10 protein-coding genes are annotated in these 11468 nt (G+C 63.3%); 4 read left to right on the top strand and 6 right to left on the bottom strand.

Annotated elements, in window-relative coordinates; translation table 11 throughout:
* The first annotated feature begins 6 nt into the window (after positions 1-6).
* Positions 7-939, top strand: coding sequence for an ABC transporter permease (locus NKH51_RS07080; RefSeq protein ID WP_254764542.1), 933 nt, complete (start codon positions 7-9; stop codon positions 937-939).
* A complete protein-coding gene (locus NKH51_RS07075) occupies positions 936-1757 on the top strand; it encodes an ABC transporter permease (protein ID WP_254764541.1) in 822 nt (273 codons plus the stop codon). Before NKH51_RS07080 ends, NKH51_RS07075 begins: the two co-directional genes overlap by 4 nt.
* Before the next feature lie 5 nt (positions 1758-1762).
* Here the strand turns inward: NKH51_RS07075 and NKH51_RS07070 are convergent, their stop codons facing one another.
* The 4 genes from NKH51_RS07070 to NKH51_RS07055 all read right to left on the bottom strand — a co-directional run bounded on the left by NKH51_RS07070 (position 1763) and on the right by NKH51_RS07055 (position 6585).
* Entirely contained in the window at positions 1763-2287 is a 525-nt protein-coding gene (locus tag NKH51_RS07070; RefSeq protein ID WP_254764540.1) for a winged helix-turn-helix domain-containing protein, read from the bottom strand.
* A 223-nt stretch (positions 2288-2510) separates the two neighbouring features.
* The gene (locus tag NKH51_RS07065) at positions 2511-3572 is read right to left on the bottom strand and encodes a zinc-dependent alcohol dehydrogenase family protein (protein ID WP_254764539.1); all 1062 of its coding nucleotides are present in this window, start codon (positions 3570-3572) and stop codon (positions 2511-2513) included.
* A gap of 634 nt (positions 3573-4206) precedes the next feature.
* Entirely contained in the window at positions 4207-5223 is a 1017-nt protein-coding gene (locus NKH51_RS07060) for an MBL fold metallo-hydrolase (protein ID WP_254764538.1), read from the bottom strand.
* A 54-nt stretch (positions 5224-5277) separates the two neighbouring features.
* The gene (locus tag NKH51_RS07055) at positions 5278-6585 is read right to left on the bottom strand and encodes an MFS transporter (RefSeq protein ID WP_254764537.1); all 1308 of its coding nucleotides are present in this window, start codon (positions 6583-6585) and stop codon (positions 5278-5280) included.
* Between the two features lie 1054 nt (positions 6586-7639).
* Between NKH51_RS07055 and NKH51_RS07050 the strand changes: the two genes are divergently transcribed.
* A complete protein-coding gene (locus tag NKH51_RS07050) occupies positions 7640-8404 on the top strand; it encodes an IclR family transcriptional regulator (protein WP_254764536.1) in 765 nt (254 codons plus the stop codon).
* 67 nt (positions 8405-8471) lie between these two features.
* Here NKH51_RS07050 and NKH51_RS07045 read toward each other — a convergent pair whose 3' ends face one another.
* Positions 8472-9440, bottom strand: a complete 969-nt coding sequence (locus tag NKH51_RS07045) for an MBL fold metallo-hydrolase (protein WP_254764535.1) — start codon at positions 9438-9440, stop codon at positions 8472-8474.
* Positions 9441-9487: 47 nt separating this feature from the next.
* Complete coding sequence (locus NKH51_RS07040) at positions 9488-10261, bottom strand: SDR family NAD(P)-dependent oxidoreductase (RefSeq protein WP_254764534.1); 774 nt, start codon at positions 10259-10261, stop codon at positions 9488-9490.
* A gap of 102 nt (positions 10262-10363) precedes the next feature.
* Between NKH51_RS07040 and NKH51_RS07035 the strand changes: the two genes are divergently transcribed.
* Positions 10364-11407 carry a zinc-dependent alcohol dehydrogenase gene (locus tag NKH51_RS07035; RefSeq protein ID WP_254764533.1) on the top strand — a complete coding sequence of 348 codons (1044 nt, stop codon included), beginning with the start codon at positions 10364-10366 and terminating at the stop codon, positions 11405-11407.
* Positions 11408-11468 lie beyond the last annotated feature (61 nt).

The raw sequence follows: 11468 nt of genomic DNA, 5'->3' as shown, positions 1-11468 counted from the left end.
GACCAAATGAGCAGCGAAACCGCATCGACGACGACAGAGACACCCAACCGAATCGAATCGATCCGACAGCGGCTGATGGAGAGCGAGCGGGTCGGCTACGTGCTCTCGCCGGGATCTGGCCTGCTGTGGGTACTACTGTTTCTGTTTCTCCCGCTGACGGTCATCGTCGCGTTCAGTTTCTTCCGCTCCGGCGAGTTCGGTACCATCATCTACGAACCGACGCTCGAGAACTACCGACGGTTCGTCAACGGCTCCGTCTACCACCAGGTGATCGTTCGATCGCTGGTGGTCGGCGTCGTGACGACGCTGATCGTCTTACCCTTCGGCTACACGCTCGGGTACTTCCTGGGACGGTCGAAGAGCCGCTGGACGCCGGTCCTGCTGGGACTGGTCGTCGTCCAGTTTTGGGTCCCGCTCGTGATCCGCACGTACGCGTGGATCCCGATCCTGGGCCGGCAGGGAATCGTCAACGACTTCCTGCTGTGGGTCGGCATCATCGGGCAACCGGTCGAGATACTCTACTCGACCCGCGGGATGATGCTCGGACTGTCCGTGAGCATCATGCCGTTCATGGTGTTGCCCGTGTACTCGATCGTCAGCACGATCGACGAGGAGATCATCCAGGCGGCGAAGACGCTGGGTGCGAGCGACGCCCGGGCGTTCTGGGAGGTGACGCTCCCCCTCTCCTGGCCCGGCGTCGTCTCCGGAATCCTGTTCACGTTCATCCTCTCGGCGGGGTCCTTCCTGGCACCGCAACTGCTCGGCGGGACCAGCGACCGACTGATCGCTCCCGTCATCGAGACCGTGTTCAGCCAGGACTTCAACTGGCCGTTCGCGGCGACACTCTCGCTCGTCTACGTGGCGCTGATCGTCGCGATACTCTACCTGTTCAGTCGAAAGGCAGACATCGAAGAAGCGCTCGAGGGGACCCAGATATGAGCGTTCGAGACTACGCAGCCGACGTCAGGACGAACTGGAACTGGCACGGAATCAGGCTCGTCTCCGCGCTGGTCTACCTGAGCATGATCCTGCCGCTCGTCGTGGTCGTCGTCAACTCCTTTAGCGCACAGCGGATCGCGACCTTCCCGCCGAGCGGACTGACCCTCGACTGGTACGTCGCGTTCTTCAGCGACGAGATGTTCCTCAGCGCCGTCTGGGTGAGCACGCAAGTCGGTATCGCCGCCGCGATACTCGCCGGCGCTATCGGGACGCTCACCGCCATGGGATTCGTGCGAAAGCCGTTTCCCGCGAAGAAGGCGCTCTCGATCGCGCTCCTGACACCGATGATCGTCCCGCCGGTGATCGTCGGCGTCGCGGCGACGAGCTTCTTCACCGAGATCGGTCTGGACCGGAACATCTGGTGGCTGATCGTCATGCACACCCTGCTCGCGTTGCCCTACGCGTTCCTGATCGTCCGCAGTCGCCTCTACCTCTTCGACGAAACGCTCGAGGACGCGGCGATGACCCTCGGCGCCGATCGAGTGGTGACCTTCCGGGAGATCACGCTGCCACAGATCGCGCCGGCGATCGTGACAGCGATGGTGCTCTCGTTTGTCATCTCCTTCGGAGAGTTCACCGCCTCACAGTTCTGGGTACAGCGGGAGACGACCACGGTTCCGGTCGTCATCTACTCGATGGTGCGGACGACGATCACGCCGAAGGTGAACGTGCTCGCGACGCTCGTGCTCGTGATCACGATGGTCGTCCCGGTTGTCGGCTTCGCGATCCAGCGGTGGCTGGCCGGCGACACCAACTGAGGGGCTTACGGCTCGTCGAGTAGCTCGAAAATTTCCGGGTCGGTTCTGAATTTCAACATGTTATGGGCGACGTGGTTGCGAACGTTCAGGACGACGTCGCCGTACTCCCGATAGAAGTCGTGAATCCACTTCGATTCCGCCTCGCGCGTCCGAAACATCATAATCGTCTTCCACTGGTACTCCCCGTTCGAGATGAAGTACATCATGGTGTGTTCGTCCTCGATGATGTACTCCATCGCCTCCTTCCAGTTGTCGCTGAATCCCCACGGGAAGAATTTGAACTCGAACAGCGCGAAGTTGTAGAACTCCTCGTTGGGAAGGATGGCCTCGTGGAAGATTCGCGACTCACGCATCTTGCGGATCGTTTCGCTCACCGTGACGTTCGAGATGTCGATGTCGTATTTCTCATCGAGGAGGTCCGCCAGATCCCGGCTCGAGATCTGTGGATTGGCTGCAAGTTCACGAAGGATCTTGATATCACGCTCCTTGAACTCCCAGTCGATATCGTCCGGCGTCGGCTCCTTGGCCATAGATAGCAGTTAGCGAGGAAATCATATTTACGTTCCGTGTTCGGCCGGACGCCGTGAAGCGATGACCGAGCGTTTCGGTTACGTTGATCGGTGTGACAGGTACTGGACTCTCTGGTGAAAGCAGTGGACGCGCTGTGAGATACTACCGACCGAGTGACACGTTCGAGCCAACGATCCGGAACGAAAACGCAGATTTGTGGAAGATTCGCTCGATCGTCCGCGTTCAGAACTCGGTGATGACGGGGATGCCGACCGTCTCGTAGTCGTCCATGGAGGCCAGCATCTCGGGTGCCTCCTCGAGCGAGAGCGTCTCGCCGATGATCTTATCGGGCTCTAAGGTGCCCTGTGCGATCAGGTTGAACAGTTCCTCGTAGCGGACCAGCGGCATGCCAAAGGAGCCGTGGAAGTCGATCTCCTGCATCGTCATGATGTCGACGGGGAGTTCGATCTGGCCCTCTTCCTCGCCGGTCGTCAGGCCGACCTGCACGTGGCTGCCCCGCGTACCCAGGCTGTTGACCGAGTTCTTACAGGTGTCGGCGACACCCAGCGCGTCGATGGAGACGTCGGCACCGCCGTCGGTGATGGCCTGGACCGCTTGAGCCGAGCTGTCGACCTCGGTCACGTTGACCGTTTCGCGGGCGCCGAGTTCCTTCGCGCGCTCGAGTTTGTCGTCGACGAGGTCGATCGCGATCGGGTGGGCGCCCAGCGCATCCGCGATGTGGATCGCCGAGAGGCCGACGCCGCCACAGCCGTGGACGGCGACCCAGTCGCCGGGTCGGAGATTGGCGCGGTCGGCTAACGCGTGATACGCCGTCATGAACCGGCAGCCCAGACCGGCCATCTCGGTGAACCCGACATCGTCGGGCAGCTTGACGCAGTTGAAGTCCGCTTCGCGAACGGGGAACGCCTCGGCGAACGCACCCTGCGCGAACTCGGAGAGGCCCAGCGGGAGCACCGTCTCGCAGTTGTTCGCCCGCCCCTCACGGCAGTGGGGACAGGTGCCGTCGCCGAGGTGGAAGGGGACCGCGACGCGGTCGCCCTCCTCGAGCGTCTCGACGTCGCTTCCCACCGCCGAGACGATGCCGGCAGGCTCGTGACCGAGGATCTGGCCCTCGGGAACGCCCGCGCCGATCCAGCTCCAGTCGCCCTGCCAGGCGTGCCAGTCGCTGCGACAGATGCCACACGCTTCGGTCTCGACGATGACCTGATCGGCACCCGGTTCCGGATAGTCGACGTCTTTGACCGCCAGCGGTTCCCCATGTTCTTCGACTACGGCTGCTCGCATATTCCCACGGTAGGGTCAGCGAGTATAAAAGTGTAGGCGGTCCGCTCACGACGTATCAGAAACTATCTGTGAGTTGTATCGTGTTGTGTTCGTCTCGAATTCCGTACTGTGGCCCCTGCCTCCTTCTCGCTCGGAATACGCGATCGGAGCCGGAAACGGACGGACGATGTATCGAGTCGGCAGAACATCAGCTACCGTGAACGACTGGACGACGCGAGTCGGTCCTCGATCGACGCTCGGTTCTCGGGATCGGAATGTATGACCACCAGATATGTCGAATTTCACCACTAGTAGTGAAATATATCGGCGGCCGGAGACGATAGCGATCGAGGATCGGAGAACTGTTTCCCAATACGATCTGGGTCAAGGGCTGAAATCACCGCTAAGACGCGCGGTAGTCGTGAGAAGCAGCGGATCTCTCCCGATCACGTTCGTCGCTAGTTCGAATGCCGTGCCGAGACCGACGCCAACGAACGAGGCACGTAGAACGTATTTGAGGGCCGATCTGTGCCGGACAGCCGCTGCTCTGGTCGTCGTCGGATTACCGGCCGAGCCGGCTGCGAACGTGTCTCATCACATACCAGATATCGTAGTGTATCTCGAAGTGCTCAGAAGTATTATAACCGACCGGGGGTCAGACGTTGTCGCCGTTGTCGACCCGTTCGTAGACTCGCACGTCGTCCACGAGGTCCGAGCGATCGCGCCCTCGTTTCTCGAGGTGGGCGAGCGAGCCGACGATTTCGGGGAGCACTCGCGCCCGCTCGTACGGGTCGTCGGTCTCTGCGTCCGCAACATCGACGGGGGTGCTCCCGGTCGGCTCGAGCGCCTCGAAACTGCGTCGAATCCGCTCTTCGAGGTCGGCGAGCGATCGCTCGACGGCTGCGTCGAATCGATCGTGGACCGGGCCGTGACCGGGATAGACACGGTCGAACGAGTACTCCTGCAGGCGCTCGAGGGCGTCGCGGAAGGCGTCGATGCTCTCGGTGACGCCGTCGTCGAAGTTCACGTGGATCGCCGCCGCGCGGAACGGATCGATCGCCACGTCGCCCGAGAGGAGGACACGCTCGTCGGCGACGGTCGTCCCGTAGCAGAAGTGGGTGACGTGGTGGCCGGGCGCGTATATCGGTTCGATCTCGAAGTCGCCGATCGCGAGCCGGTCTCCTCGTTCGATCCAGACATCGACCGCCTCGAGCGGCAGTGCCTCCCGAACGGAGCGATGGGCCTCGACGAGGCGGTCGACCGACGGCTCGAGCCGGTCAGGTGCGACGCCGGCCTCGCGCAGGTTCGCCCGCGTCGCGTCGCGGACCGCCTCGAGGCTGCGATCCCAGCGCTGCTTGATCAGCTCCGGCGCGTAGACCGTGACGTCGCCGGCTTCGCGGATTGTCCGCACCTGCCCGACGTGGTCCGAGTGGGCGTGGGTCACCAGCAGGTGGTCGATATCGCTCGGCTCGCAGTCGACGGCCGCCAGGTCGTTGCGAAGTTCGCGTTCGGCCTCGTCGCCGATCGCACCCGCGTCGACGAGCACGCGCTCGTCGCCGGGCAGGAGATACGACGCGGCGTGGCCGGGCGGCCAGTCGACCGAACACTCGAGGCGATGGATCGGTGGCTGGGAGCCGTCTCCGGCCGCCGCCGATCGGTTCGTCCGTGACACGGTCTCGAGTCGAACACCGCGGGTGATAAAGGTTGACGTACCGACCGATCGCGGTCAGTCGGCTTCGACGGCGGTCGTCGAGACGGCTGGGTTTCGGAGCAAGGGGAGCGAGACGGCCGCCAGACAGCTCGCGACGAGGGCGGCACAGCCGACGTAGGTCCACTGGTAGCCGAGGCCGCTGTCGACGGCCGGAATCGCGACCAGCGGGCCGAGACTGAGTCCGATGTCGCCCATTACGTTGTAGACGCCGCCCATTCGACCGAGCTCGTCGCCGGGCGTGAGATCGCCCAGAATCGCCATCAGCGCGGGCGCGGCGACGCCCACGCCGCCGCCGGCGAGCGCGATCGCGACGAGCAACGCTTCGATCGTCGGTACGGTTGCGATGAGGAAGAAGCCCGCCCCTATCGCCAGAAACGCGGGCACCGTCAGCAGCGTCCGGTCGTCCATCCGATCCGAGATTCGACTGGTCGCGAGCGTCGTCGCGCCCGACATGAGCACGCCCAGTGCCATGACGACGCCGCTGACGCCCGCCGCGCCGAGAAGCGCGAGCTCGAGGCCGTGGTCGCTCGCGTAGCGGGCGAGCGTCGAGAGGAGGATGCCGCCCCAGAGAAACTGGACGGTAAAGTTTCCGAAGCCGATCACGAGGACGGTGGGGCGACCCGCGAGCAGCGACGGCAGTTGGCGGACGCTCGCCGATCGGGTTTCGGCACCGCCGTGGACGTCCGGGAGGACGAGCGTCGCGATCGTCCCGGCGATCAACGCGAGCGCGCCGGCGACGAGAAAGGCGGTCTGCATATCGGCGAGATCGGTCAGGAGACCGCCGAGAACGAGTCCGGTCGGGAAGCCGAGCGACTGGCCGCCGCGCATGTAGCCGATCCACCGGCCCCGATTGGCAGCGGTGGTGACGGAGGTGATCGTCGCGAACGCGCCGATGAAGACGAACGCGCTACCGACGCCCCAGAACAGTCGCGAGCAGACGAAGACGATCCCCGGCAGCGACACCTCGCCGAAGACGGGGAACGAACCGAGGATGGTCGGCGGCGCGTTCAGCCCGAGGACGTAACCGAACGGAGCAAGCGCCTGCGTGAACAGCCCGAAGATCATCGGTTTGCGCGCACCGACGCGGTCGATGATCGTCCCCGCGGGCGTATTCATCACTAACCGAGCGATCCGATTCGCCGAGAGGATCACGCTCAGCATCAATGCGCTGATCACCAGCCGCTCGTCTAACAGCGGGAGCGTCGGAAAGGCGACGCCCGTCGCGACGCCGCCGAAGAAAATCCCAGAGATGATCGCGAGCGCGATCGTTCGGATCTCGCCGGACGTGTACGACCGAGCGTCCGTCGTTGCCGGTCCGCTCATCGTTCCCGCCGGCCGCGCCGTTCGTCCATACTGCGTCCCGGTTTTTCCCATGCGGACTTCAACTCACCGTTCGCGTTCTCGAGTGCGTTCCCTCCCCATGGTTCACAGACCGTGATGACCGTAGCCGGCTTCGGCTGGCACATATGAAACAAAAAGGACTGCTTTTGAATAGTGACAACATATGAATATATGATGCAGGGGGTAGGGATCATTGTCTCGCACTACAGACTAACTGAAAATAGTTTCAGTTACTGGTGTATTGTATAGGGAATGCACTAAATGACCACTATAGCGAGGTAAGTGTATAACTCTACCCTCGATTATATCACTACGTTCGGGCAACGGGATTTGCTTTGGCTCGAGCCTCGACTATCGTATCTAAAATAATTATATGACAAGTATATGTTTGTACCATCGTAGTGCAATTCACCTTCGTCCGCGTTCGGGTCTACTGCTCAAGCTTGGAGTTACCGGCTCGTCCGAGCGCCAGCACGCAAATCGGCGCGTGTCTCTCGGTCTCACGACTCCATGGTTGACAGACATATGCTTGTAATTCTGGTTGCGTGCGGCCTCCGTACTTGTCGTCGCGTTCCGATCGGTCACCCATCATTACCGAGTGAACGACGGCTGTATGGCCCCGGGACGAGCCGGCAGCGGACACTCGCCCGTTCGACGGACCGACTGTTATGTAATGGCGAACGCATCGAATTCGGTCGCCATCGCGGTGATCGCCTGAGCGCGCCTCGAGACGGCCGATTCGAGCGATTGCGATATCGACGGTACCGCTGGAGACGCGTATCGCTCGTGATGAGGGCAATGTCGCCGGCAATTACCGTGAGAGTGGTGAGCAATCACGATAGCGAATGTGGGTTCGGCATTGGTGAACGGAGTGGCGACTCGAACTTGGTGCTTGACAACGAATCACGCACCGATTCGCCGGATAGCAGTCGCCGATCGACGATCACCGACCCGAACGCGCTATCCACATATCGACCGAACCGTTCGTGATTGGTGAACACACAGATATTTATACTAAACACTGACTAGGCAGTGTATGGGCAAACGAGCGAACAATCCCGTCAAATCGGTCGTCACGACGTTCGACATTCTCCAGACGTTGCGTCGGCTCGACGGAGCGGGCGTCACGGAGTTGTCGAACGAACTCGAGTTGCCGAAAAGCAGCGTCTACAACTATCTCAGTACGCTCGAGCAGGAGGAGTACGTCGTCAAGGAAGACGGGACGTACTATCTCGGACTCCGGTTTCTCGATCTCGGTCGATACGTGAGACAGCGCAACGATCTCTACGAGACGGCGCGTCCCGAAATGGAGTCGATCGCGGACGAAACCGGCGAACTGGTGAATCTACTGGTCGAAGAACACGGCCAGGGGGTTTACGTCTGCCGAGTACGGGGCGATCAAGCCGTCAACGTCGCGGCGAGCACCGGGCACCGCGTGTCGCTTCACAACACCGGACTCGGAAAGGCGATTCTGGCGCATTTACCGGAAGACCGCGTCGACGAGATCATCGACGAGCACGGGATGGCGGCCGACACGGAGCACTCGATCACCGATCGCGACGACCTCAAAGCCGAGTTCGAGACGATTCGGGACCGCGGCGTGGCGTTCGATCGCGAGGAACGCATCGGCGGGCTCTGCTGTGTCGCCGTTCCGATCCTGGATCGCGACGGTCGACCGATCGGTGCGCTCAGCGTCGCCGGGCCGACGAGTCGCATGAAGGGCGACCGGTTCGAGTCCGAACTCCCCGAACTGCTCGAGAGCGCCGCGAACGTGATCGAGTTGAACATGACCTATTCCTGACCGCCAGGTGGGGGCACCTCGCTAGCTGACCTCACGAATCTTCGTTCAGCAATGACGAACGACCGTCTCACGACCGACGCCACGCGACGACGCCGTCCGCCGTCGTTCGCTCGAGGGTCCCGTGCTCGACGTGGGCGTCGAAGTGGCCGGAGAGCGAGTACGCGAGGTCGACGTCGAGTCCGTAGCTGCCGCGTCGCTCGACGACGGCATCGATGGCCTCCCGCAGCGTGATCGGCCCACGCTTGTCGACGAGCTCGAGCGCCAGCGCGTCGAGTTCGGACGCGAACGCCAGCGATTCGTCGAGGAAGTCCTCGACGCCGTCGCCCTCGAAGACCTCGTAGTGGGTCAGCGACAGCGCGTCGGGCTCGAGGGTTCGGAGCAGTTCGATCGTGTCCTCGTACTCGGGATACCGGTAGTACGGCGGCGGCTGAATGTAGTCGCCGTCGACGGTGAACACGCCGCGACCGAAGACCCCATCCCCGCCGATCACGACGTCGTGAGTCGGGTCGTACAGCGCCAGGTGACCGCGCGTGTGTCCGGGCGTGTGGAAGAGCCGGAGTTCCCGATCCGCGAGCGCCAGTCGCTCTCCGCCTCGAAGCCGGAGGTCGATCCGTTCGCCGGGTCCCATCATCCCTTCGAGCCAGTCGGTCGTGTCGTCGTCGTACGTGATACCGTGCTCGTCGGCGAACATCGCGTAGCGCTCGTCCATAATCCGATCGGTGCGCTCCATCAGGTCCGCGTCGGCGTCGTGGGCCGCCAACGTGACCGACGGGGCGTGCTCGCGAAGTTCGTGGTTGCCGCCGTGGTGGTCGGCATCCGCGTGGGTGATGACGGCGAGCGAAACGTCCGCAAGCGACCAGCCGCGCTCCTCGAGAAACGGCCGATAGACCGTCGTCGGCGCGTCGACGACGCCGGGGTCGACGACGATCGGGCCGTCGGCCCCCTCGAGGACGTGGTAGCCGTGCAGTTTGTCGTCGATGACGGTCTCAATCCGGTGGATTCCGGGCGCTAACGTCCGTGTCGCTATCTCTCGCATGGGTCAACTCGAACGTCGGCGCGGCGGCTACAAAAACGTTGGTCCGGTCAGAACGCGCTGTCCGCGAAGCCGCCGTCGACCGTGACGATCTCGCCGGTGACGAATGAGGCGGCGTCGCTGCCGAGGTAGATCGCCGCGCCGACGATCTCCTCGCGCTCGGCGACGCGGCCGAGCGGGGTGCGATCGTCGATGCGCGTTCGCTTCTCCGTTCCCTCGGCGTAGGTCTCGGCGTTCTGCGGCGTGATGACGAATCCGGGTGCGATCGCGTTGACCCGGACATCGGGAGCAAGTTCCTTCGCGGACGCACGCGTGAACGCTTCGACGCCGCCTTTGGCCGCGGTGTACGCCGGTAGGTTCGCCATCGAGAGCCGAGCCGACAGCGAGGAGATGTTGACGATCGAACCGCCCTCGTCCATCGCGGGGGCGAACGTCTGGGTGACGCGACGGACGCCGTCGAGCGCAACGTCGGTGACGAAGTCCCACTCCTCGTCGGCGATGTCCTGCACCGTCGCTCGAGAGATCGCCCCCTGAGATGCGACGACGATATCGATACCGCCGAACTCGTCGACGGCCGTCTCGCGAACGCGCTCGAGCGATTCGGGGTCGGTCACGTCGCAGGTGACCCGCGCCGTCTCGACGCCCCGCTCCTCGATCGCGGCCGCGGTCTCGTCGACTTTCGTTTCGTCTCTACTCGTCGCGATAACGTCTGCTCCCTCTTCGGCGAAGCCGAGGGCGATCGCCTGTCCGATACCGCTGGTGCCGCCGACGACGACGGCCCGCTTGTCGCTGACGGTCACTGGACTGTGTTCGTAGTCGACCATACGGCTACCGTAACTGTCCGTCCCTATTACGTTTACCGTCCCGAGGCGTCCCGGACTCGGAAACCCCACAGAATTATAACTGCCCGCGAACGACCCGGAAGCATGCGCGGACTAGCCAAGACCAGTCGAAGCCACGGAGCCATGGAACTCGTCGACCTCGAGCGCCCCGAACCCGGACCGGACGAGGCGCTGATCGAAGTCGACTACGCGGGGCTATGCGGGAGCGACGCGGGGATCTACGAATTCGAGTCGGCGTTCGAGCGGATGGAGTTACCGACCGTCATCGGCCACGAGTACACCGGTCGCATCGTCGAGACCGGCGACGACGTATCGAAGTTCTCGGTCGGCGATCGGGTCGTCGAGCGTCCCATTCGGGGCTGTGGTGACTGCTACCAGTGCGAGATGGGCCAGGAGAACGTCTGCCAGAACGCCGTGATCACCGGCGTCGACCACGACGGCGCGTACGAGGGGTACGTCGCCGTCCCAGAGACAGCGCTTCACCCCGTCCCCGAGGGCATGGATCCGAAACACGCCGCGCTCGTCGAACCGACGAGCATCGGCGCTCGAGCGGTCATCCAGAACTCGCGCGTGAAACCCGGCGACCGCGTCATGGTCGCCGGCCCCGGTCCCATCGGCCAGCTGACGGCCCAGATCGCGCGAGCACAGGGCGGCGAGGTCGTCGTCGCCGGCGTCGGCCAAGACGCCGACTACCGGCTGCCGCTCGCCGAGGAGCTCGGCTTCCCGACGATCAACGTCGCGGGCGACGACCTCGAGGCGCGTCGCGACGAACTGACCGACGGCGTGGGCTACGACGTGGTCTTCGATACGACCGGCCATCCCTCCGGGCTGACGATGGCGGTCGACGAAGTTCGGAAGGGGGGCCAGATCGTCCTCGTCGGCCAGACCGGCGAGACGACGATGCCCTACTCGCCGCTCGTGCGCGCGGAGATCGACCTCCAGTGTTCGTACGCCTCGATGTACGAGGACTTCGAGCGCTCGCTGCGGTTGATCGACTCGGGCGACGTGGATCACGCGACCTTCCTCGACGACCGGTTCAGTCTGCTCGAGGCCGACGACGCGTTCGAGACCTTCCTCGCTGGCGGGACCTGCAAGCCGGTGTTCGACGTGTCGGTCCTTCGGGAGTAGGTCGTTCGACCGGATTCGTGACGCGGGACCGTTTCAGACGGAAGTTTTAGTAGCACTTGCG

It is taken from the genome of Natrinema marinum (assembly GCF_024296685.1).
Classification (GTDB): Archaea; Halobacteriota; Halobacteria; order Halobacteriales; family Natrialbaceae; genus Natrinema; species Natrinema marinum.
Note: the sequence above shows the minus strand (reverse complement) of the source record. Positions and strands in the feature narration are given on the sequence as shown.